Raw genomic sequence first — 20,393 nt, 5'->3', positions numbered from 1 at the left:
CCCAAGCATCAGGCGAGGAACGGCCATGGACTACTATGCAGGAATTGACGTGTCTCTGGAACAGAGCAGTGTTTGCGTGGTGGACAGTTCAGGAAAGATCACCCGGGAGACGAAAGTGGCGAGCGCGCCGGAAGCCCTGTCGCGGCACTTTGCCGAGCTCGGCTTTCCGGTGGTCAGGATCGGTCTCGAAGCGGGTCCCCTGTCGCAATGGCTGCGTGATGGTCTGATCAGGGCAGGCTTCGAGGTGGTGCTGCTGGAAACGCGGCATGTGAAGGCGGCATTGTCGGCGATGACCGTGAAGACCGATCGCAAGGACGCACGCGGGATCGCGCAATTGCTGCGCATGGGCTGGTTTCGTCCTGTTCATGCAAAGTCTGCGGATGCCCAGGCCGTGCGGGCGCTTCTGGTCGGCCGCAAGCTGCTGCAGGCCAAGCTGCGCGATGTCGAATTCAGCATTCGCGGCATTCTGCGCGGCTACGGCCTCAAGGTCGGCGAGGTCAGCCGCGGGCGTTTCGAGGCCCGCATTCGTGATCTCGTCGAGGGTCACGACATGCTGGCACCGGTGATCGGCGCGATGCTGAAAGCGCGGGCTGCCTTGTGGGCGGAATTCACCCGGCTGCATCGCGAGATGCTGAAGATCTCCCGGGCCGATCCTGTTTGCCGGCGGCTGACGAGCGTGCCCGGCGTCGGAGCTCTGGTGGCGTTGACCTATCGCTCGGCGGTCGATGACCCGGGGCGGTTTTCCAGATCCCGCACCGTCGGCGCCTACTTTGGCCTGACGCCCGGAAAATACCAGTCGGGCGAGACCGATCGAGATGGCGGCATTACCAGGGTCGGCGACACGATGGTGCGTACCGCACTTTACGAAGCTGCGCCTATCGTGCTCACGCGGGCCTCGAGGTTCTCTGCTCTCAAAGCCTGGGCGATAGGCGTGGCAAAACGGCGGGGCATGAAACGGGCGAAAGTGGCACTGGCGCGCAAGCTGGCCACCGTTCTGCATCGCATGTGGGTATTGCGCCGTCGCTTCCCTGTCGCGGCGCCGTACGGGGCGCTAGCCTATATCTACTCTAGCTCGCCAGTTAAGGCGATAGTTGGTACTGTTTCGATCCGTGATATCCTGAAGCTTCCGGTCGAACAGATTTGGACTGAGTTTGAAGCCACAGCCTTTATCGAACGGCCGTTGTTCGACAAGTATTTCGAGGGATTGGATTATGGCTACGCTCTTGTCTTTGATGATGTAAAATCATTCACACGTCCGCTGCCGCTTCAAGAGCTTCGCGAAAAATTTGGCTTTTGGACTGCCCCCACCGAGTGGTCCGGGTTGATTGTTAGTGCATCGTCGGCCGCTGGTCTATTGGGATGACGGCTTCCGGTGCGGGTGGGCGGTATCCCAGGGAGCTGTGCGGCCTGACAGTGTTGTAGTGGCGGCGCCATCGCTCGATGAGGATCTGGGCCTCCCTGAGCGAATAGAAGACTTCTGCATCCAGGAGTTCGTCGCGGAATCGAGCGTTGAAGCTCTCGCAATACCCGTTCTCCCAGGGTGAACCCGGCTCGATGAACGCGGTCTTGGCACCAACTGCGCCGATCCAGCCCTGCACCTTCTTGGCAATGAATTCCGCGCCATTGTCGGACCTTATGAACGCAGGCGGGCCACGCAAGATGAACAGATCCGTCAGGGCGTCGATTACGTCGGTGGAATTGAGCCTGCGGTTTACACGGATCACCAGCGCCTCCTTCGTGAATTCGTCGATGATATTGAGCGTCCGAAACAGCCGTCCGTCATGTGTCCGGTCCTGAACGAAATCATAGGACCAGACGTGGTTCGGGTGCTCCGGCCGGAGACGGACGCAGGACCCGTCGTTCAACCAGAGCCGACCCTTCTTTGCCTGCTTTTGCGGGACCTTCAGCCCTTCACGCCGCCATATCCGTTCCACGCGTTTATGATTTACATGCCAACCGGCGTTGTTCAGCAATCCGGTGATCATCCGATAGCCATATCGCCCGTAGGTGCGAGCGAGCGTGATGATGTCTTCCGTCAGCCGTTCTTCGTCCGGGGCGCCGCAAGGAACCTTGCGTTGCGTCGAGCGGTGCTGCCCGAGGATGCGGCAGGCGCGGCGCTCGGATATGCCGAGCGCCTGCCGCACATGGTCAATGCACTAGCGACGGCGCGAAGGGCTTAGAAGTTTCCCCGTGCAGCCTCGCTCAGGATCATCTTGTCCAAGATCAGATCTGACACCGCGCGCCGCAACCGCTGGCTCTCCGCCTCAAGCTCCTTGAGCCGCTTCAGCTGATCCCGGTTCATGCCGCCATACTGCTTGCGCCAGCGATAATACGTCGGCTCGGTCACGCCGATCGGCCGCACCGCGTCGGAAATTGCCATGCCCTGTCCATGAAGCACTTCAATCTGTCGAAGCTTCAGAACGATGTCTTCCGGTTTGTCTCGCTTGCCTGCCATCTGATGGTCCTCCTGAACAGGATATTTCTATCCCAGTGGGTGGACCACTTCAGTGGGGGCACTCCAGCCCCTCGTTGATGATCCGCGCATGAGAGGGCACATCGGTCAGGGTCGGCGCCAGGAAGCTGCCCTGCCTGGGCGGGTCGCCCGCCTCCTGCCGGACCACGGGCGAGCCACAACTCGCCGCCTCTTCGATCAGCGAACGCCGCCCACCTGCCAAACCGCGTCGTCGATCAGCGCGACATCGCGAAGCAGAGGCCAGTTCGGGGGATGGCCCTCGAGGACCCGCCGATACCATTCAACCCAGAAAGAGTTGAGCAACATCGGGCCGCAGGCTTGCCGATTCTCGTCGGCCTGACGGGCAAAACTACAGGGAGCGCAAGATTCCCCGCCTTCTGCCAAGGTCCAGTATCTTTAGACTTGATCTGCCGGATATCCTCCACCATCGGCGTGCTGTCTCCGCCGGGCCCGGCATTAAAAAGCTAGAACTGCGCTACACCCATTGCACCGGCCCCGCCGGGGTTGATCATCGCGTCGCACATCTGACCTGCCATCTTGATTGGGCGGGTTTTCGGACGGATGCCAGGAAGGCGATAGCACGGGGGCTTCAGCCGCAGTTAGCAGTGTTGCGACATCAACTTTTTGGCAAGCACAAGTCCTGCCGTCAAAAATTACCGCATGCCGTTCCGTCTCTGAAAGACAGATAGCGGATGGCAGGCAGGAATCGCATGGCAGACGGAAACGCAAGTTCCGCTGCCTCTTCTCAAAGCATCGAACTCGCGGTGGAAGCGCTCTACCGATTTCTGAAGATCGTTTTTCGGTGCCTCCCCTACTCCATCGCGCAAGCACCGCCGCCAGCGCCGCTACTGCGCCAGCTGCCAGACATCCCAATGCGCGGTTGGCGGTGGACGGATCGGGTCCGCGGTCTTGCTTTCGCCGATCAGAGAGCAGGCGCCGGCCGAGCCGAGCAGCAGCGTGAGCGGCGCCCAGCTGCGCGCGGCGGCGCGGATCGCGCCGATGCCGGCGGTCAGCGCCACCGTCGCTAGCGCAAGCCCCGCTGCGCCACGGCCCGGCGGCGGCGGGTCTCGAACGGGGGCCAGACCAGCAGCGACAGGCCCAGCGACAGGAACAGCACGCCGAAGCCCGGGCCGCAGAGATAAGTCAGCCAGCCCAGCACCGGCACGCCGCACAGCACCAGCGTCCACAGTGCGGCATGGCGCCAGCGCAGCCGCACGAAGGGCAGCAGGCAGGCCAGCACGCCCCAGAGGACCGCGCAGAACGCCGCGACGAACGGATGGCCGGCCAGCAGCATCATGCCGCCTGTCCCATCAGCCGTTCGGGCAGGTTGTTGGCCCAGGCCGAGATGGTGCCGGCGCCGAGGCAGACCACCATGTCGCCGGGCCTGGCCTGCTCGCGGACCAGGCGCTCCAGGTCGCCCTCGTCCATCACGGCGCGGGCGTGGCGGTGGCCGTGGGCGATCAGGCCGGCGACGAGATCGTCGCGCGAGGCGCCGGGAATGGGCTCCTCGCCCGCCGAATAGACCTCGGCGATGGCGACCACGTCGGCCTCGTTGAAACAGGTGCAGAAATCGTCGAACAGGCTGGAGAGCCGGGTGTAGCGGTGCGGCTGGTGCACGGCGATGACCCGGCCCTTGGTGGCCTGGCGCGCGGCCTTCAGCACGGCGGCGATCTCGACCGGGTGGTGGCCGTAGTCGTCGATGATGGTGACGCCGTTCACCTCGCCCACGCGGGTGAAGCGGCGGCCGACGCCGCCGAACCTGGCCAGCGCCTCGCGGATCTGGGCGCGCTTCATGCCCAGGTGGCGGGCGACCGCGACGGCGGCAAGCGCGTTCGAGACATTGTGGTCGCCCGGCATCGGCAGGGTGCAATCCTCGATGACCGGGGCGTCCTCCTCGCCCTGGAGCGCGATGTCGAAATGCGCGATGCCGTTTTCATAGCGCAGGTTTATCGCGCGGATGTCGGCCTGGGCGTTGAAGCCGAAGGTGACCACGCGGCGGTCGGTGGTGCGGCCGACCAGCGCCTGCACCTCGGGATGGTCGGTGCAGCAGACGGCGAGGCCGTAGAAGGGGATATTCGAGACGAAATCCTGGAAACCCTTGCGCAGCGCGTCGAAGGAACCCCAGTGCTCCATATGCTCGGGGTCGATGTTGGTCACGATGGCGATGGTGGCGGGCAGGCGGTTGAAGCTGCCGTCGGATTCGTCGGCCTCGACCACCATCCATTCGCCGGCGCCGGCGCGGGCGTTCGAGCCATAGGCGTGGATCACGCCGCCATTGATGACGGTCGGGTCGAAGCCGCCGGCGTCCAGCAGCGTCGCGACCATCGTGGTGGTGGTGGTCTTGCCATGCGTGCCGGCCACGGCGACGTTCGAGCGCAGGCGCATGAGTTCCGCCAGCATCTCGGCCCGGCGCACGATGGGCAACCCGCGGCGGCGGGCCTCCTCGAGCTCGGGGTTGCCCTTCTTGATCGCGGTCGAGATCACGACCACGCCGGCCTCGCCGATGTTTTCCGCGCGCTGGCCCTCGAAGACGGTGGCGCCCAGCTTTTCCAGCCGGTCGGTGATCTTCGAGCGTTTCGCGTCCGAACCCTGAACGGCATAGCCCAGCGTCATCAGCACCTCGGCGATGCCGGACATGCCGATGCCGCCGATGCCGATGAAGTGGATGGGGCCCAGTTCGCCCGGAAGTTTGGTCGCTGCGTTCATCGGGAAAGGTCCGTTACTAGATCTGCAAGGCGCTGCGCCGCATCGGGGCGGGCGAGCTCCAGCGCGGCAGCTGCCATTCGGGTGGCGCGGGCGCTGTCGGATAGGATGTCCCGCATGTCGCGCGCGAGGCTTTCGGCGTCAAGCACGGATTCGGGCAGAAGCACCGCCGCGCCGGATTCCGCCAGGGCACGGGCGTTGGCGGTCTGGTGGTCGGCGGTGGCCGCGGCATAGGGGATCAGGATCGCCGGGCGGCCGATCACGGTGATGTCGGCGATGGACGAGGCCCCGGCCCGGCTGACCACCAGCTGCGCCTGCGCCAGCCGCGCCGGCACGTCATCGAAGAAGGGCCGCACAGTGGCGGCGATTCCGGCCGCCCGATAGGCGGCGGTGACGCGCTCGGCGTTCTCGGCCCGCGCCTGGTGGCTGACGATCAGGCGGGGGCGCATGTCCTCGGGCAGGCTGGCGATGGCTTCGGGCACCACGTCTGACAGCACGCGGGCACCCTGGCTGCCGCCGATGATCAGCAGGTGCAGCGGGCCGGTCTCGCCCGGCGGGACATAGGGCGCGGCGGCCTGGTCCAGCACGGCCTGGCGCACCGGGTTGCCGGTGTGGATGCCCTCGACCGCCTCGGGCAGGCGGGTGGGCCAGGTGCCGCAGGCGACGCGGCTCACCCGGCGGGCGAAAGCCATGTTGACCCGGCCCATGACGCCGTTCTGTTCGTGGATCATGCGCGGGATCCCCAAGGCCAGCGCCGCCGCCATGGCGGGAATGGTCGGATAGCCGCCGAAGCCCACCACGACCGCCGGACGGTCGGCGCGAAAGCGGCGCATCGCGGTCAGCACGCCCGCGCCGATGCGGAAGGGCACGGCGAGCTTGGCCAGCGGCCCGCCCCGCGCGGTGGTGGCGGAACTGACGACCTCGCGCGTCACCTCGACCGGGAAGGTGCCGGCATAGCGGGCGCCGCGCTCGTCGGTGGACAGCTTCACCCGCCAGCCGCGCGCCAGCAGCACCTCGGCCAGCGATTGCGCCGGAAACATGTGGCCGCCGGTCCCACCGGCGGCGATCAGGCAAAGCGGAGCCGCGCTCATCCCCGGCCCCGCCCCAGCACGTCGCCGATGCGGCCCTGCGGGCGCGCGCGGGTCAGGGCCAGCAGCATGCCCATGGCGATGCCCGAGGCGATCACCGACGAACCGCCATAGCTGACGAAGGGCAGCGTCATGCCCTTGGCCGGCAAGAGCCGCACCGCCACGCCCATGTTGATCAGCGCCTGCACGCCGAAGGCGCAGGCAAGCCCGGTGCCGCCGATGCGCGCGAACGGGTCGCGCTCGTCCTGCAAGCGCAGCAGCGAGCGGATGACGATGGTGGCGTAAAGCGCGATGATGATCAGGACCAGGATCAGCCCGTATTCCTCGGCCGCGACGGCGATGATGAAATCGGTATGCGCATCGGGCAGCGACCATTTGACCGAACCTTCGCCCACGCCGACGCCGAAGAAGCCGCCCTCCTGGATCGCGTTCCAGGCATAGCCGAGCTGGGTGCGCGGATCGACCTCTGCGGCCAGGAAGCCGTTGATGCGGCGGGCGAAATGCTCGGACGCGCCATAGGCGAAGAAGCCGCCCAGCGCCGCCAGCCCCATGACGCTGCCCAGAAGGTAAAGCGGCGCCCCGGCGATGAAATACATCACGCACCAGGAAAACAGCACCAGCGAGGCCTGGCCGAAGTCGGGCTGCAGCGCCAGCAGCAGCACCACCACCACCGCCAGCCCGAAGGAGAACAGCTTGCCGGGCGGGCCGCCGACCTCCTGGCTTGCCGCCATGAACCAGGCGCAGATGGCGATGAAGCAGGGTTTCAGGAATTCCGAGGGCTGCACCGACATGCCGCCGGGCAGGCGCAGCCAGCGCACCGCGCCCTTGCCGAAATCGGTACCGACGAAGGGCAGCGCCATCAGCACCACCAGCGCGGCCAGGAAGCCCAGCACGCCGATCCGCCGCACCATCCGCGGCGAGAAGGTCGAGATCACCAGCATCGCCGCCAGCGCCATGGCGCCGAACACCGCCTGCCGGGTCACGTAATAGAATTGCGGCAGGCCGTTCTTTTCGGCCAGCGGCACCGAGGCCGCCAGCCCCAGAAGAAGCCCCACCGCGAAAAGCCCCAGCACGCAGGCCAGGGACCACCGGTCCAGGGTGCGCCACCAGCGGGGAAGAATCGGATCACCAGCCCGCACGGGCGTGGTGCCAAAGACCATCTCGGTCATGGGTTACCGCCGTCACTGCCTCGTTTGTCGTCGCCCGTTTTCCGGGTCTGGGCCGAATCATAGCGCGATTGGCCCGGGCGCGCTACAGCGGATTGGTTAACGCAGCGGCAGCCCGGATCACATCGCGCGGAGGCGGCCGGATCTCGCACCGCCGCCCCTGCCTTCTTTGTTGTTCAAATACCCAACGGCAACCGCGCGGCCGGGCGCGGCGCCGCAGGTCGGGCTCAGACGCCTGCCGCGTCCTTGCGGGTGCGCCACAGCGACCAGGCGACGCCGGCGCCCAGGATGGCGAAGGTGATGCCCAGCGACAGCGCCGGCGGGAATTTCGCCAGCCCCATCAGGTCGGCGATGAACACCTTGGCGCCGATGAAGATCAACAGCACCGCCAGCGCCTGCTTGAGATATTCGAAGCGGTGGATGATCGCCGCCAGCGCGAAGAACAGCGCGCGCAGGCCCAGGATGGCGAAGATGTTCGAGGTATAGACGATATAGGGGTCGGTGGTGATGGCAAAGACCGCCGGCACCGAATCGACGGCAAAGATCACGTCGGCGATCTCGATCATCACCAGCGCCAGCAAGAGCGGCGTGGCATAGCGGCGCAGCCGGCCGGTCCTGGGGTCGGGCTGGCGCACCACGAAGGCATGGCCGTGCAGCCCTTCGGTCAGCGGCATGCGGCGGCGCAGGAAGCGCAGGACCGGGTTTGCCGCCATGTCGTGGTCCTTGTCGCCCACGAACAGCATCTTGATCCCGGTCAGGATCAGGAAGCCGGCGAAGACATAGAGGATCCAGCCATATTGCGCGACCAGCGTGGCGCCGACGCCGATCATGATGCCGCGCAGCACGATCACGCCCAGGATGCCCCAGAACAGCACGCGATGCTGGTAACGGCGCGGGATCGACAGCGTGGCGAAGATCAGCGCGATGACAAAGACATTGTCCATGGCCAGCGTCTTTTCGACCACGAAGGCGGTCATGTATTCGGCGGCGGCATGACTGCCCAGCTGATACCAGACGAAGCCGCCGAACAGCACGCCCAGCGTGATGTAGAAACTCGACAGCTTCAGGCTTTCGGCAACGCCGATCTCCTTGTCGCCGCGGTTGAGCACGCCGAGGTCGAAGGCCAGCAGCAGGCCGACCAGGCCGACGAAGACCAGCCACAGCCAGATCGGCGTGCCGAGAAAGAGGGTGAGGTAGAAGGGTTCCACGGGTCAGGCTCCAGTTTGGGTGCTGGATGCCAGGCGCACGGGCGGGACGACGGGTTCCGGGCTGGCATCGAGCAGGCTCGATGCGGTCCGACATCACGACCTTTCGGTCGTCAGAGGGGCCCGGTCCGCCCGCAGGACTTGGGGGCTCGCGGGCCCGGCGCAAGGGGTGGGTGCGGATTTTTTGCCGAGGCGGCGGGATTCTGGGGCCTTTTCTATGCGCCGGCGCGGGATTAACTATCCCCTGCCCGACGGATGGGCCCGGCAGGAAGGAGCGCCCATGCTTTACAAGACCCAAGCCGAATGGCTGGCCGCGCCGCGAAAGCGCGTGCTGTTCTTCGGCATGTCGGGCCTCGGCAAGACCTATCTCGCCTCGATGCTGCGTGGCTCGGGCGAGTGGTTCCACTACTCGGTCGATTACCGCATCGGCACGCGCTACATGGGCGAGCTGATCGCCGACAACTTCAAGCGCGAGGCGATGAAGGTGCCGTTCCTGCGCGAGCTGCTCCTGTCGGATTCGGTCTATATCGCCAGCAACATCACCTTTGAAAACCTGGCGCCGCTGTCGACCTATCTCGGCAAGCCCGGCAGCGTGACGCGCGGCGGGCTGGAGTTCCCGGAATACATGCGCCGTCAGGGCCAGCACCGCGCCGCCGAGATCGCGGCGCTCTTGGACACCAGCCATTTCATCCGCCGCGCGCAAGAGCTCTATGGGCTGGGGAATTTCGTCTGCGATTCCGGCGGCTCGGTCTGCGAGGTGGTCGACCCCTTCGCCGAGACCGACCCGGTGCTGGACGCGCTGGAACGCGACCTGGCTCTGGTCTGGATCAAGGGCTCGGACGCGCATACCCAGGAACTGGTGCGCCGCTTCGACCGCGCGCCGAAGCCGATGTATTACCAGCCGGATTTCCTCGACCGGGCCTGGACCGACTACCGGGTCGAGAAGGGCCTGGCCGAGGACGAGGTCAATCCCGACGACTTCATCCGCTGGACCTATGCCCGCGCCCTGGCCCATCGCCAGCCGCGCTATGAGGCCATGGCCCGGCGCGGCCTGACGATCCTGGCCGAGGAAGTGGCCGAGATCCGCACCCCGGACGAGCTGATCCGGCTGATCGGCCGGGCCATCGAACGAAAGGAAGCATGATGCCCATCACCCTACCGAATGACCTGCCCGCCTTTGACATCCTGTCGAACGAAGGCGTCATGGTCATGTCGCCGGGTCGTGCGGCGACCCAGGACATCCGGCCGCTGCGCATCGGGCTTCTGAACCTGATGCCGAAGAAGATCCAGACCGAGAACCAGTTCGCCCGGCTGATCGGCGCGACGCCCTTGCAGATCGACTTCCAGCTGATCCGCATGTCGGACCACGAAAGCCGCAACACCGCCGCCGACCACATGGAGAGCTTCTATCGCCGTTTCTGCGACGTCGCGGCCACGGGCGAGAAGTTCGACGGGCTCATCATCACCGGCGCCCCGATCGAGCACCTGCCCTTCGAGGCGGTGACCTATTGGGACGAGCTGACCCGCGTCTTCGAATGGACCCGGACGCATGTGCATTCCACCTTCGGCGTCTGCTGGGGCGGCATGGCCATGGCCTGGTATTTCCACGGGCTGAAGAAGCACATGCTGGCGCGCAAGGCCTTCGGCTGCTTCCGCCACCAGAACCTGGCGCCGTCCAGCCCCTATCTGCGCGGCTTTTCCGACGACGTGCTGGTGCCGGTCAGCCGCTGGACCGAGGTGCGCCAGCCCGAGGTCGACACCTGCCCGGGGCTGAACACGCTGATCGCCTCGGACCAGGTCGGGCCCTGCCTGCTCGAGGATCCGGGCCACCGCGCGCTCTATGTCTTCAACCATTTCGAATATGACAGCACCACGCTGAAGGACGAATACGACCGCGACGTGGCGGCCGGAAAGCCGATCAACGTGCCGGTGAACTATTATCCCGACGACGACCCGTCCCAGGCGCCGACGAACCGCTGGCGCAGCCATGCGCATCTGCTCTACGGTAACTGGATCAACGAGATCTACCAGACCACCTGGTATGACATCGCGCGCATCGGAGAGCGGTGAATGGCGAAGAAATCCGACGAGAAGGCGCTGGCCGCAACCCATCCCGACCTGCCTTTCGTCGGCGCCATCTCGCGCTATCTCGACAAGGACGCGCCCGAGGCGTTGCGCAAGGCGATCCGCGACGCGAGTGGCGACGAGATCCTGGACGCCTCCTATCCCTATCGCGACGAGATGAAGGGCAAGGAATACGACGCGCAGATGGAAGGGCTGCAATTGCAGCTGGTGCGGCTGATGCGCGACGTGATCCATACCGGCAAGCGCATCGTGGTGCTGTTCGAGGGTCGCGACGCCGCCGGCAAGGGCGGCACCATCGAGCGGGTGCGCGAGAACCTGAACCCGCGCTCGGCCTATATCGCCGCCCTGCCCAAGCCCAGCGAGCGCGAGGCCGGGGAGTGGTATTTCCAGCGTTACGTGGACTGGCTGCCGGCCCGGGGCGAGATCGCGCTGTTCGACCGCAGCTGGTACAACCGCGGCGTGGTGGAAAAGGTCTTCGGCTTCTGCACCGAGGCGCAGCGCGAGACCTTCTTCCGCCAGCTGCCATCCTTTGAAAGCATGCTGGTCGACGACGGGGTGACCCTGGTCAAGCTGTGGCTGAACGTCGGCCGGGCCGAGCAGCTGAAGCGCTTCCTCGACCGCGAGAAGGATCCGCTCAAGCAATGGAAGCTCAGTTCGATCGACGTGGACGGGCTGGCGAAATGGGATGATTATACCGCCGCGATCCGCGACACGCTGCGGCGCAGCCATTCCGGCATCGCGCCCTGGACGGTGATCCGCTCGGACGACAAGCGCCGGGCGCGGATCGCGGCGATCCAGGCCATCCTGCGCGCGGTGGATTTCACCGGCCGCGACGATGCGGTGATCGGCAACCCCGATCCGAAGATCACCGGCGGGCCGGAGATCCTGGAACCATGATGCGGCTGCTGGCGGCCGTGCTGCTGGTCCTGGGACTGGCGCTGCCGCTGCAAGCGCAGGACCTGCCCGCGCCCGCCAGCACGACGGTCAACGACTTTGCCGCGCTGCTGACGCCCGCCGATGCGGCCGCGCTGGACCGGGCGCTGTCGGAGCTCGACCGCCAGACCGGGGTGCAGGGCACGGTGGTCACGCTCGACAGCAGCCACGGCGCCGGGCTCGAGGATTTCGCCACCCGGCTCTTCAACCGGTGGGGCGTCGGCCGGGCGGACCGCAACGACGGCTTCATGCTGCTGGTGCTGGCCCGGGACCGCGCTGCGCGCATCGAGCTGGGCGCCGGCTATCCGGGCGATGCCGATATCCTGGCCCAGGACATCATGCGCGGCACCATGCTGCCGGCCTTTCGCGACGGCCGCATGTCGCAGGGCATCCGCGAGGGCACGCTGGCGGTGATCGAGCAGATCGCCCTGCCCCAAGCCCAGGGCCGCGGCATCGAGGCCCCGCGCCGCAGCTGGCTCGCGCGGCTGTTCCCGTTCCTGTTCGGCGGCGCCTGGACGCTGATCCTGGCCGGCATGGGCTGGCGGCTGTGGCGCCGCAACCGCTGCCCGCAATGCGGCAGGCGCGGGCTGGAAACGACCCGCGCCCCGAACAGCCAGCCGCAGCCCGACGGCAGCACCCTGGTCTCGGACCAGGTGGTGACGCGGCGCTGCCCGCAATGCGGCTGGAGCGAAACCCGGCTGGCGCCGCTGGGCACGCGCAGCTTCTACGGCCCGGCCGGCGCGCTGCTGCGCCAGGAACGCAACCCGGCCTTCCGCGCCAGCCGCCCCGGCAGCTCGGGCTTCGGCGGCGGCACGTCGCGCGGCGGCGGCGCCTCGGGGCGCTGGTAGGCCGTCGGTTTTGCGGGGCACGGCCCGGCCGGCCGCCGGGCAAGGCTTGCGAGGTGGACCCGGGCCGGCTAGCGTCAGGGCCATTCCGCCACCCATCCGAAAGGCCCCCGATGAAACTCCTGCGTTCCTCCGCCCTTGCGCTGATCCTCGCCGGCACCGCCGCCCATGCCGCCGATTCCGAATTGACGGTCTTCGACTGGGCCGGCTTCGAGGAGCCGGTGATCTTCCAGGGCTATATCGACAAGAACGGCGACAGCCCGACATTCGCCTTTTACGGCGACGACGACGAGGCCTATCAGAAGCTCGCCTCGGGCTTCAAGGCGGACGTGGCGCACCCCTGCTCGCAGATGGTGTCGAAATACCGCGACGCCGGGCTGATCGAGCCCTGGGACACCGCGAAGATCCCGGCCTTCGACACGCTCGACCCGAAATTCCTCGACTCGCCGATCTTCAAGGACGACCAGGGCGTCTGGTATATCCCGACCGACTGGGGCGCGACCGCCATCGCCTATAACAAGGACACCGTCCCGGCCGAGGACGTGGCCAGCCTGAATGTCTTCATCGACCCGAAATACCAAGGCCGGGTGTCGCTGCCCGATTCGGCGGATGACGTCTGGGCGCTGGCCTATCTGGCGACCGGCACCACCGACTGGACCAAGGTCACGGACGAGCAGTTCAAGGCCGCCGCCGACTGGCTGCGCCAGGCGCATCAGAACGTCGCCGCCTATTGGGCCGACCCAGCCGAGCAGGCGCAGTTGATGGCCTCGGGCGCGGTGGACGTGGCCTGGTCCTGGAACGACGGCGTGGTGCTGCTGGAGAAAGACGGCTTCCCGGTCGGCTTCCAGCGCGCGCCCAAGGAGGGCAGCTCGACCTTCTTCTGCGGCTTCATCAACCTGAAGAACGGCCCGGGCAAGGAAGACAAGGCCTATGACTTCATCAACGCCTGGCTCGCCCCCCCGGCGGCCAAGGGCCTGCTGGACACCATCGGCTACGGCCATACCTCGACCGTCGCCATGGAGACGATCAAGGACGAGCCGGCGGTGAAGGAGGGCCTCTCGCCCATCGATGCGCCGATCCTGGCCCAGACCCCGAACGACCCGCAGCAGCGCGAGCGCCAGCTGCAGGAGTTCGAAAAGATCAAGGCCGGCTTCTGACGCCCTGAACCCGACCGGCGCCGCGTGATCGGCCCGGTCGCAGGGGTATTTGGAAAACAAAGAAGGCCGGTCCGCAGGCCCCGCCCTTCTTTGTTGGAAAAATACCCCATGGGGTGAATTGGCCCGCGAAGCGGGGCAAGAGGGGAACGGCGTTCCCCTCTGAAAACATTAAAAACAACAGCTTAATTAGGCTGATACCCCATCTAATACCATGCCGCAGCGGGAACGCAAGGTAACGGCAGAAACAGAAACGCTCCGCCTGCCGGAAAGCAAGCGGGGCGTCCTGATGTCAGTTCGGGCGATCAGGCGGTTTTGGCAGCCTTGATTTCGGCCTCGGTTGCCGGTCGCGCTGCGTTCAGGTGATCGAACTGCTTGGCTTGTTCCGGCGTGGCGTCAAAGACCGTGCGGGGCGGGATCTCGCTGTCGTCCGGCAGGACGATGCGGTTTTTCGCGTAGAGCTTGGGCATGGCTGGACTCCTCAGAAACCGGACAGGCGAACTTTGACGCTCGCGGCGCCGGCCGCATCTGTTGCCACGGTCGCCCGGAAGGTCCGGCTTTCCTCGCCCAGATCGCCCGCACGCTGAATGGTGCGGAACAACAGTTCGCCTGAGGTGCAATCAGGTGCGCGCGTGTCGCGGATCTTGGATGCCTTGGCCGGATTGCCGGTCAGGCGGTGCGGCAGCGACTTATTCATTGGTCTGCTCCTTTTGTTCATGTTTGGATTCCGGTTTGTTCTCGGAAAAATTCAGCCAAGCGCAGCCTCGCGCTCACGGTCAGCGGCGATTTCGGCGCCCAGCCGTTCGACGCTGTAACCCAAAGCCGCGACAGCTTGGCGGCGCGACAGCAACCCTTTTTCCAGCAGCAGGGTTTGCGCCTGCGCATCCTTCATGGGATCAACCCAAGGCTGCGCTGGCGCAATCCATTCGACAGCGGAAAGATTCTCGGTGATCTCGATTCCCAGATCCAGCGCCGCCACCGTCGCGACACGGCGCCAGACAGGATCGAGGAATTGCGGGACCAGGGTTTGAAACTGGAAACGCTCCACGCGCTGGCGGAAAAGCCGCCATCGCAGCGCGCAGGCTGCTGTAATTAGCTTGCGAAACATCGGCCGTGACCAGGTGGACCGGGACACCTGCGCCGGCCGCGATGCGATGCGCCATGTGCCGCAGGAACTCGCCCGCCTGCTGGCTTTGCTGCGGGGCGACGGTCGTGGCACGCCAGTTGCCGGGAAGGCGCAAAATCGCGCCGGGCTCCAAGGACTGCCCGTCCTGCAGCGGATTGTCGCCGCCCATTTCGCCTTCGTTCGTCAGAATGACGGAAAGCAGCGCCGCGATTTTGGTTTGCGTGAGCAGGCTGTCTTCCAGCGCGTCCAGTTCGGAAGCGCCAGCAGGATCGGCGCCAGTGCTGAAACGCCCCGCACCTGCCCCGGCCCCTTCGGATCGAAAACATGCAGCACATCGGCAGCGGGAACGTGAACGGGCGGCGCATAAGTCGCCTGCAGCGCGTCAGGCCGGATCGGATGCACATGGGAGGCAGTCGCCCGGCCGGCGTCGTCCAGTTCCACGCCCGCGGCGATGCTGTCGGTCGTCAGGTCGGCCAGTTGCTCGGGCGGCAGGTGCAAAAGCTGGTCGCCCTGCCACAGCAGGAAGGCTTCGCCGTCGATGCGCTCGGCGCGGGCAAGCTGCGCCTCTGCAGCCCGTAGAAGTCGGCCCGGCCTTGCGCGTCGGCGCGCTTCACCCAGCGGGCAAAATAGTTGTCCAGCAAGGCGCGCGTTTCCGGGTCCGGGTGCTGGCTGGTCGGCATGATGCCCGGCCCGATTGTGGCATCAGTCCAGCTTGCCACGGCCGCGGCAGCAAGAGCGTTGTTCTCGGCGACGTGGCGCGCGCGGCTGCGGATCGACGGACTGGCCGCAACCGTTTCCGGGCCGTAGCTGATGAAGCGGTTTGCGCCGCCGTTGAACCGGGCGCGGGCAGGTGTTGCCGCGTCATAGCTGCACCGCTGGGCGGGCGCGGGCGCAGAACGGCGAAGGATGCGCGACAGGATGCCCATGGGGATCAGCCTTTCAGCGCCGCCAGCACGTCGCGCGCGATTTCGGACGCCGGCAGGGTAAAGCGCGCGATTTCCGGCGCATGCGCTCGACCGGCCATTTGCGCGGCCCGCTGGCGGCGTTCTCGCCCGGCATCATCCGCAGCAGGCCGGGACCAATCGGACAGCGCACGGAAACGGCCATCGGTGCCCATGCAGACAGCAACGGTGAAGCTCTCGCCTCCCTGCGCGCGGCCCATGATTTCCTGCCGGTGCCCCGCAAGAAATTGCGTCAGCACCTCAACCGCCATGCGCCCGATGCCGAAGCCATGGGCAATCTGAACCATACGGATCGAAGCGGCTCCTGCATCGTCGTAAAGAAACACGCGGCCAGAAACATCGGCGGGCGGAAGGTGATTGCGTTGGGCAAGGTTCCGAAGCCCTTTTTCGTAGGCGGCGCGATCCTCGGGGGCGATAGCGTCCAAGCGGGCGAAGGTCTCGGCAATTTGGGCCAGGGTGTGCATGCGATTTCTCCTTGTTTGGCTTTATATCGACGCGAATCCCAGAGCTTCGATGGACGCCTGCAGGGAACACCGGCCTTGCAGGCGTCTTATCAGTCGGGGGGAACAATCCTGCTTCGAGGTTGGATAGTCCCGGCTGGCGCCCATCCCGGCCGTCGTGGGTTATCGGCGGGCTCGGGGATTCATCCTCCCCTCGGGCGCAAAGCCCAGCGTGCGCCCGCTCATGGTCACGCTGGGCTTTTTCATTCGAGGACTCACATGCCGAAAATCCCAGAAACACCACCCTGCCCCGCCTGCGCGCCAAACCAGCGGCAATTCATCAGATCATGGCGCAGCTTGTGGCGCGACTTTCAGCAGATCTCCGAAAGCCAGCGTTCTGGCTCGCCTGCGCCGAAGCCTCTGGAAAGCATCGCGAAGGCAGGGCAGTTGCAGAGCGGCATTTAGGCCCCGCCGATCAATTCAACCTGGAACGCTGGCAACGGTTGAATAGGTGGCTGCAATCCACATTTAGCTTAGTAAAAACAAATACTTGCGAATCGCAAAGCATCATGGCAGTCATGGGTCAATTCAAAGAAAGGTTGACTGATGAAAGCCACGGGTGAAAAAGCCGCAGACCGCGCAATCAGAATCGCGCTCAGCCTGGATCCGCATTCGATCGAGATTGAGCCGATCAGCAGGGCGTTGAAAGATGCGGTGAAGCGCAACGATCAGAAATGCTTGGCACGCTTTGCCTTCTGGGCTGCGACAGGCTATGAACACGTCATGTCCGGACTCAACGATTCAACCATGCCGAACGAATAATAGCAGGCGACGGTTTACGCGCTGCTTTGCTTGCAAGCTCTGCTTGCCGCAGGTCCAAGCGCTGCCCGATAAGCTGCCGTGCGGCAAGCGCGTAAACCGTCGCATCAAGGGTTTCGGCTCGCTTGCCCTTGATGCGCTCGAATCTCGCTTCCGGCTTGCCGCGGACATAGCGCACGATTCTGCGCTCGCTCGCGAATTGTTCAAAGAAGATCGGCGCCAATGCTTCGCCGAACCGAATCCCCTGCTTGCGACTGACGCGCGCGAACACCTGAGATTTCGCAGCATCAACGCCGGCAAGCCAAAGGTGCTGGTTGCCGGACTTCTGCAGCAGCGGCCGGCTAAAACCAGGAACGCCCTTGATCGGCACCACGCGGCGCCCGAAGCGCGGCCGGCAAAAGCCCATGACATGCTCCAAATGCCCGCCATCGCCCGAGTCCACGGCGCAAGCATCAATGCGCATCGTGCCGCCGTTGGGGTGCTGCCACGTCTCGCGCAACAGCGAGTCCAGATCCTGCCAAACCGCTTCGCCGTCAATAGGGCCGTAAATCACGCGATGCGCCAGAACGAACCAATCTGTTTCACCGTGCCCCATGATCACGATTTCAATCCGGTCATCCTGACAGTCGACTCCCGCAGTCAGCCAAAGCACCTCGGGCGGCATCTGGTCGAGGGTGAAGGGCTCGCGGCGGCCGAACAGCTCGTGCTCGTCCAGGTCCTCGCCTTCCGTTTTCCAGGGCTGGCCAAGGATCGTGTTGACGAACGGTTGCAAAGTCTCGGGGCTGCGCTTGGCCTGCATGAAATCGGCAGCCAGTTTGCCCCAGCGGGCATTGTGGTGCGGGCTCACCAGGCAATTGATCCGGAAACCGGCGTGGCCTTTCACCTCGGGCGCCGTCGCGCGCCAGCGGCCTTGCGCGATCATCGCGGGCTTGTGGCGTTCCTCGATCACGCAACCGCAGCCGGGACAGGTCCAAGCCGCTTTGTCGGTCTCGCCCTCGGGCCAGGTTATGTTATGCCATTCGACTTCATGGAAGCCGCAGCTAGAGGTGGCTCCGGAAATCTGAACAGCCGGGATAAGTGGGTTTTCCGCGTATGAGCCGGGCCAGAAATTGATCCAGTGGATCAATTTCCCGGCGATTGGGCAGCATGATGCTGCGAACGACAGATTGCGTCAACCCCTCTACGGGCAGATTTTCGGGCAGTTCGCCGAGAAGGTCAAAGAAGGCGTTCATGTGCGGGATTCCATAGTTGAGAATTGTTTGCAAGTAGTGACCACACGCGGTCAGGGCCCTCGCAGACGCCACCCGCCCGGGAAGGACCCCAGCGAACGCCGGCGAACAGGTGAACGCGGGCGAACGTCAGCGAACGCAAGGCGGGTTTGGGGCTTTTGATCCACGGGCATCTGCATCACCTCATAGCGAAAATCGAGGGGGCATCGTGGGGGAAAGGGGAAAGCCCTATAGGGCGCTTTCCCCGTTTTCCCCCTTCACCGATGTCTGCCGGGGTGGGGAAAATAGGGGATTTTCCCCCGTTTTCCCCGTCGGACAATTCGCCCAGATCTTCAAAGCCCAAGCGGTCGTCAGGATGAAATGTGCGATACATTCCATTTTCGCAGGTCAGAACTTCCTTGTCGGTTAGTTCGTTCAAGGCGCCTTTAACGCCTCTGCGCCGCGACTTCTCGTCCTTTGCCCCAGAAACGCCGGCCGCTACACAAGCGGAAATGAGCTTTTCACGGTTCACCGGCTCGCCGTTGCCAAGGGTATTGAATACCTGCATCGCGATTTCTTGCGGCCTGGTCAGCTTCACCGGCTCGGCAGGTTTTCCGATGCCCCATGCCATAACAGCCGACTCGATAGCGTCGCCTTCCTCATCCGTGCCAATGCGCACCCTCACAAGCTCGGCGTTGGCAAGATCATAGTCTGAACGGGCGTCACGCTGCTTGCCTACCCGAAGGGATACCACTCTGCCCCCATCGGGGCGGCTGACCTCTAGTTCGGAGTCAATGGCTGCCAACAAAGACGTGTGACAGCGCATCCCCTTCGCCCACGCCTTGACCTTCATCTTGTCTGCCGGGGTGCGCCACATCGATTCCAGCCCGTCCAGTTCCTCGATCTCGGCCCATTCGGCGCGCAGGACCGGTCGTGTCCTGTGGATCGTATCGGCAGCCAGCAGGATCGCCAGCCCCACCTCTGGGGGCGCCTCGGCCCTGACGCGGACAAGCAGCGCCGGCAGTTCCTCGGCCGACAACCATGAAAGCCGCTTCTGCCGACTGCGCGGCGCAAGCGCCTCGTCTATGTCGCGCGCCGGGTCGTGGGTCAAAATGCCTTCGGCCACCCCGAAGCGAAAAATCTGGCTGACTTTCCCGCGGATTCGTCGTGCCGCTGCAACAGAGCCGCGCCCCTCGATCTTGCGAACCACGGCCACCACGTCCTTGGGCGCGATCGTGCTGGCAACCCTGTCGCCCAGCGTCGGGAACACGTCCCGCTTCACCTTGGCATAATCCCGCGGAAAGTTGCAGGGTCGACCTTGGCGCGATGCTTCAGAAACCAGCGTTCCGCCAGCGCCTCGAATGTGTTGCCCTCGGCTGCAACAGGCCCGCGCTTGGCTGCGGTCGGATCAATGCCCTTCGCCAGTTGCGCCTTGGCATGGTCGCGCGCCATGCGGGCTTGCAGAAGCGTCATCTGCGGATACTGCCCAAGAGCCAACGTCTTCTGCCGGCCTTCCATCTTGTAGTTAAATCGCCATAGGCGCGCCAGTCGTGCTGACCAGGACATAGAGCCCATGCCCGTCGTTCGCCTTGAAAGGCTTCTCGCGCGGCTTCAGGTTGCACAGCTTGGCATCGGTTAGCGGCATGTCATCCCCTGACTCGTGCGTATCGCGTCCATTTGATACCATGTAATTGCTTCGGATGCCCACGAACGCCCATGGACGCCCGCGAACAATGCAGCCGCTTAAGCCATTGTCTTTAATCCATGTTCTCGCGCAGCAGAACCTTGGCGAATGCCGGCGAACATCCCGCAAGGCGAACAGCGTTCCCCTCCCTTGCGTGGCACAGGTACCGCGCCTATATTCGGCTTGTCCGGGTTCGCCCGGGCTATGGACATAAACGCGCAGGTAATAAGCGGATCGGACCCGGGGGCGGTACCCGGCGACTCCACCAGAGTCTCTCGTTGGGGGCACATGGGGTCGAAACAGGATCGACGAACGTCTAAAGCTGTTTGCTTTGTCTCGGTGAGCTACCACCGTCATCGGTGCAAAATGTACAGTTGCCAACGACAACCGTGCTCCGGTCGCTCTGGCTGCGTAAGCAGCTCGGGTAACCGAAACTCAAGTCCTTCCGCCTAGCAGCGTAAGGCGGGGCCCGCAGGAGCCTGGCAACAGAATCCTGCACCTT

23 protein-coding genes, 1 other RNA gene and 3 pseudogenes are annotated in these 20,393 nt (G+C 65.0%); 9 read left to right on the top strand and 18 right to left on the bottom strand.

The features are described from left to right. Nucleotides 1–25 precede the first annotated feature (25 nt). Nucleotides 26–1,012: pseudogene (locus tag ASV56_RS19490) on the top strand (IS110 family transposase); the annotation flags it as partial. 316 nt (nt 1,013–1,328) lie between these two features. Here ASV56_RS19490 and ASV56_RS19485 read toward each other — a convergent pair. The 7 genes and pseudogenes from ASV56_RS19485 to ASV56_RS19455 form a co-directional block, all read right to left on the bottom strand. Further along, nucleotides 1,329–2,455: pseudogene (locus ASV56_RS19485) on the bottom strand (IS3 family transposase). Between the two features lie 863 nt (nt 2,456–3,318). After that, nucleotides 3,319–3,492 carry a hypothetical protein gene (locus tag ASV56_RS23800; protein ID WP_156429252.1) on the bottom strand — a complete coding sequence of 58 codons (174 nt, stop codon included), beginning with the start codon at nt 3,490–3,492 and terminating at the stop codon, nt 3,319–3,321. A 5-nt stretch (nt 3,493–3,497) separates the two neighbouring features. Then, nucleotides 3,498–3,770, bottom strand: coding sequence for a DUF2484 family protein (locus ASV56_RS19475; RefSeq protein ID WP_062563640.1), 273 nt, complete (start codon nt 3,768–3,770; stop codon nt 3,498–3,500). Beyond that, nucleotides 3,767–5,179 (bottom strand): UDP-N-acetylmuramate--L-alanine ligase, encoded by a 1,413-nt coding sequence (murC, locus tag ASV56_RS19470; RefSeq protein ID WP_062563639.1) that lies wholly within the window; start codon nt 5,177–5,179, stop codon nt 3,767–3,769. Before murC ends, ASV56_RS19475 begins: the two co-directional genes overlap by 4 nt. Beyond that, the gene (gene murG, locus ASV56_RS19465) at nt 5,176–6,267 is read right to left on the bottom strand and encodes an undecaprenyldiphospho-muramoylpentapeptide beta-N-acetylglucosaminyltransferase (RefSeq protein WP_062563638.1); all 1,092 of its coding nucleotides are present in this window, start codon (nt 6,265–6,267) and stop codon (nt 5,176–5,178) included. The genes murC and murG overlap by 4 nt, the downstream gene beginning before the upstream one ends. Beyond that, on the bottom strand, nt 6,264–7,433 hold the full coding sequence (locus ASV56_RS19460) for a peptidoglycan glycosyltransferase FtsW (protein ID WP_062563637.1): 1,170 nt from the start codon (nt 7,431–7,433) through the stop codon (nt 6,264–6,266). Before ASV56_RS19460 ends, murG begins: the two co-directional genes overlap by 4 nt. 224 nt (nt 7,434–7,657) lie before the next feature. Next, nucleotides 7,658–8,638, bottom strand: a complete 981-nt coding sequence (locus ASV56_RS19455; protein WP_062563636.1) for a TerC family protein — start codon at nt 8,636–8,638, stop codon at nt 7,658–7,660. Nucleotides 8,639–8,915: 277 nt separating this feature from the next. On the opposite strand from ASV56_RS19455, the gene ASV56_RS19450 reads away from it, so the two are divergent. The 5 genes from ASV56_RS19450 (at nt 8,916) to ASV56_RS19430 (ending at nt 13,655) form a co-directional block, all read left to right on the top strand. After that, nucleotides 8,916–9,779: a hypothetical protein gene (locus ASV56_RS19450; RefSeq protein ID WP_062563635.1), complete on the top strand. Its 864-nt coding sequence runs from the start codon at nt 8,916–8,918 to the stop codon at nt 9,777–9,779. Next, nucleotides 9,779–10,705 carry a homoserine O-succinyltransferase gene (locus ASV56_RS19445; protein ID WP_062563634.1) on the top strand — a complete coding sequence of 309 codons (927 nt, stop codon included), beginning with the start codon at nt 9,779–9,781 and terminating at the stop codon, nt 10,703–10,705. Before ASV56_RS19450 ends, ASV56_RS19445 begins: the two co-directional genes overlap by 1 nt. Beyond that, entirely contained in the window at nt 10,706–11,617 is a 912-nt protein-coding gene (gene ppk2 / locus ASV56_RS19440; protein WP_062563633.1) for a polyphosphate kinase 2, read from the top strand. Beyond that, nucleotides 11,617–12,501, top strand: coding sequence for a TPM domain-containing protein (locus ASV56_RS19435; protein WP_253880172.1), 885 nt, complete (start codon nt 11,617–11,619; stop codon nt 12,499–12,501). Before ppk2 ends, ASV56_RS19435 begins: the two co-directional genes overlap by 1 nt. 110 nt (nt 12,502–12,611) lie before the next feature. Beyond that, the gene (locus tag ASV56_RS19430) at nt 12,612–13,655 is read left to right on the top strand and encodes an ABC transporter substrate-binding protein (protein WP_062563631.1); all 1,044 of its coding nucleotides are present in this window, start codon (nt 12,612–12,614) and stop codon (nt 13,653–13,655) included. Between the two features lie 302 nt (nt 13,656–13,957). Here the strand turns inward: ASV56_RS19430 and ASV56_RS23795 are convergent, their stop codons facing one another. From ASV56_RS23795 to ASV56_RS19405, 6 genes and pseudogenes are all read right to left on the bottom strand, one after another. Continuing rightward, nucleotides 13,958–14,122: a hypothetical protein gene (locus ASV56_RS23795; RefSeq protein ID WP_156429251.1), complete on the bottom strand. Its 165-nt coding sequence runs from the start codon at nt 14,120–14,122 to the stop codon at nt 13,958–13,960. Between the two features lie 11 nt (nt 14,123–14,133). Then, entirely contained in the window at nt 14,134–14,349 is a 216-nt protein-coding gene (locus ASV56_RS19425) for a hypothetical protein (RefSeq protein ID WP_062563630.1), read from the bottom strand. A 51-nt stretch (nt 14,350–14,400) separates the two neighbouring features. After that, nucleotides 14,401–14,760 carry a hypothetical protein gene (locus ASV56_RS24665; RefSeq protein WP_253880170.1) on the bottom strand — a complete coding sequence of 120 codons (360 nt, stop codon included), beginning with the start codon at nt 14,758–14,760 and terminating at the stop codon, nt 14,401–14,403. A gap of 10 nt (nt 14,761–14,770) precedes the next feature. After that, nucleotides 14,771–15,297, bottom strand: a pseudogene (locus ASV56_RS24980) (phage portal protein); the annotation flags it as partial. Next, the gene (locus ASV56_RS19410; RefSeq protein ID WP_062563627.1) at nt 15,243–15,704 is read right to left on the bottom strand and encodes a phage portal protein; all 462 of its coding nucleotides are present in this window, start codon (nt 15,702–15,704) and stop codon (nt 15,243–15,245) included. The pseudogene ASV56_RS24980 and the gene ASV56_RS19410, both read right to left, overlap by 55 nt. A gap of 5 nt (nt 15,705–15,709) precedes the next feature. Then, nucleotides 15,710–16,204, bottom strand: a complete 495-nt coding sequence (locus tag ASV56_RS19405) for a hypothetical protein (protein ID WP_062563626.1) — start codon at nt 16,202–16,204, stop codon at nt 15,710–15,712. Between the two features lie 323 nt (nt 16,205–16,527). Between ASV56_RS19405 and ASV56_RS23790 the strand changes: the two genes are divergently transcribed. Both ASV56_RS23790 and ASV56_RS23785 read left to right on the top strand, forming a co-directional pair. Next, complete coding sequence (locus ASV56_RS23790; protein WP_156429250.1) at nt 16,528–16,803, top strand: hypothetical protein; 276 nt, start codon at nt 16,528–16,530, stop codon at nt 16,801–16,803. Further along, the gene (locus ASV56_RS23785) at nt 16,787–17,002 is read left to right on the top strand and encodes a hypothetical protein (RefSeq protein ID WP_156429249.1); all 216 of its coding nucleotides are present in this window, start codon (nt 16,787–16,789) and stop codon (nt 17,000–17,002) included. Before ASV56_RS23790 ends, ASV56_RS23785 begins: the two co-directional genes overlap by 17 nt. On the opposite strand, the gene ASV56_RS19400 is transcribed toward ASV56_RS23785, so the two are convergent. The 5 genes from ASV56_RS19400 to ASV56_RS24070 form a co-directional block, all read right to left on the bottom strand. Further along, nucleotides 16,974–18,125 (bottom strand): terminase gpA endonuclease subunit, encoded by a 1,152-nt coding sequence (locus ASV56_RS19400; RefSeq protein ID WP_172823801.1) that lies wholly within the window; start codon nt 18,123–18,125, stop codon nt 16,974–16,976. The genes ASV56_RS23785 and ASV56_RS19400 overlap by 29 nt on opposite strands. Next, nucleotides 18,040–18,231 carry a hypothetical protein gene (locus tag ASV56_RS24075; RefSeq protein ID WP_172823796.1) on the bottom strand — a complete coding sequence of 64 codons (192 nt, stop codon included), beginning with the start codon at nt 18,229–18,231 and terminating at the stop codon, nt 18,040–18,042. Before ASV56_RS24075 ends, ASV56_RS19400 begins: the two co-directional genes overlap by 86 nt. A 175-nt stretch (nt 18,232–18,406) precedes the next feature. Beyond that, the gene (locus ASV56_RS19395; protein WP_156429248.1) at nt 18,407–19,477 is read right to left on the bottom strand and encodes a tyrosine-type recombinase/integrase; all 1,071 of its coding nucleotides are present in this window, start codon (nt 19,475–19,477) and stop codon (nt 18,407–18,409) included. A gap of 8 nt (nt 19,478–19,485) precedes the next feature. Continuing rightward, complete coding sequence (locus tag ASV56_RS19390; RefSeq protein ID WP_172823800.1) at nt 19,486–19,725, bottom strand: integrase arm-type DNA-binding domain-containing protein; 240 nt, start codon at nt 19,723–19,725, stop codon at nt 19,486–19,488. A 7-nt stretch (nt 19,726–19,732) separates the two neighbouring features. Continuing rightward, nucleotides 19,733–19,852 (bottom strand): Arm DNA-binding domain-containing protein, encoded by a 120-nt coding sequence (locus tag ASV56_RS24070; RefSeq protein WP_172823799.1) that lies wholly within the window; start codon nt 19,850–19,852, stop codon nt 19,733–19,735. 185 nt (nt 19,853–20,037) lie between these two features. Between ASV56_RS24070 and ssrA the strand changes: the two genes are divergently transcribed. Further along, nucleotides 20,038–20,391, top strand: a transfer-messenger RNA (tmRNA) gene (gene ssrA / locus ASV56_RS19385). The last annotated feature ends 2 nt before the right edge of the window (nt 20,392–20,393 follow it).

The sequence above is a fragment of the Paracoccus aminovorans genome, assembly GCF_001546115.1.
Classification (GTDB): Bacteria; Pseudomonadota; Alphaproteobacteria; order Rhodobacterales; family Rhodobacteraceae; genus Paracoccus; species Paracoccus aminovorans_B.
The sequence above is the reverse complement of the archived record's forward strand: the minus strand, read 5'-3'. Positions and strand labels throughout refer to the sequence as shown.

Excerpts from the sequence above, each read along its gene's own strand:
- ASV56_RS19425 (WP_062563630.1), bottom strand. The coding sequence starts at position 14,349 with ATGAATAAGTCGCTGCCGCACCGCCTGACCGGCAATCCGGCCAAGGCA.
- ASV56_RS19410 (WP_062563627.1), bottom strand. The coding sequence starts at position 15,704 with ATGGGCATCCTGTCGCGCATCCTTCGCCGTTCTGCGCCCGCGCCCGCC.
- ASV56_RS19450 (WP_062563635.1), top strand. The coding sequence starts at position 8,916 with ATGCTTTACAAGACCCAAGCCGAATGGCTGGCCGCGCCGCGAAAGCGC.
- ASV56_RS19390 (WP_172823800.1), bottom strand. The coding sequence starts at position 19,725 with ATGGAAGGCCGGCAGAAGACGTTGGCTCTTGGGCAGTATCCGCAGATG.
- ASV56_RS23795 (WP_156429251.1), bottom strand. The coding sequence starts at position 14,122 with ATGCCCAAGCTCTACGCGAAAAACCGCATCGTCCTGCCGGACGACAGC.
- ASV56_RS24075 (WP_172823796.1), bottom strand. The coding sequence starts at position 18,231 with ATGAACGCCTTCTTTGACCTTCTCGGCGAACTGCCCGAAAATCTGCCC.
- ASV56_RS19430 (WP_062563631.1), top strand. The coding sequence starts at position 12,612 with ATGAAACTCCTGCGTTCCTCCGCCCTTGCGCTGATCCTCGCCGGCACC.
- ASV56_RS19405 (WP_062563626.1), bottom strand. The coding sequence starts at position 16,204 with ATGCACACCCTGGCCCAAATTGCCGAGACCTTCGCCCGCTTGGACGCT.
- murC (WP_062563639.1), bottom strand. The coding sequence starts at position 5,179 with ATGAACGCAGCGACCAAACTTCCGGGCGAACTGGGCCCCATCCACTTC.
- murG (WP_062563638.1), bottom strand. The coding sequence starts at position 6,267 with ATGAGCGCGGCTCCGCTTTGCCTGATCGCCGCCGGTGGGACCGGCGGC.
- ASV56_RS23790 (WP_156429250.1), top strand. The coding sequence starts at position 16,528 with ATGGCGCAGCTTGTGGCGCGACTTTCAGCAGATCTCCGAAAGCCAGCG.
- ASV56_RS24665 (WP_253880170.1), bottom strand. The coding sequence starts at position 14,760 with ATGTTTCGCAAGCTAATTACAGCAGCCTGCGCGCTGCGATGGCGGCTT.
- ppk2 (WP_062563633.1), top strand. The coding sequence starts at position 10,706 with ATGGCGAAGAAATCCGACGAGAAGGCGCTGGCCGCAACCCATCCCGAC.
- ASV56_RS24070 (WP_172823799.1), bottom strand. The coding sequence starts at position 19,852 with ATGCCGCTAACCGATGCCAAGCTGTGCAACCTGAAGCCGCGCGAGAAG.
- ASV56_RS19445 (WP_062563634.1), top strand. The coding sequence starts at position 9,779 with ATGCCCATCACCCTACCGAATGACCTGCCCGCCTTTGACATCCTGTCG.
- ASV56_RS23785 (WP_156429249.1), top strand. The coding sequence starts at position 16,787 with ATGAAAGCCACGGGTGAAAAAGCCGCAGACCGCGCAATCAGAATCGCG.
- ASV56_RS19460 (WP_062563637.1), bottom strand. The coding sequence starts at position 7,433 with ATGACCGAGATGGTCTTTGGCACCACGCCCGTGCGGGCTGGTGATCCG.
- ASV56_RS19435 (WP_253880172.1), top strand. The coding sequence starts at position 11,617 with ATGCGGCTGCTGGCGGCCGTGCTGCTGGTCCTGGGACTGGCGCTGCCG.
- ASV56_RS19475 (WP_062563640.1), bottom strand. The coding sequence starts at position 3,770 with ATGATGCTGCTGGCCGGCCATCCGTTCGTCGCGGCGTTCTGCGCGGTC.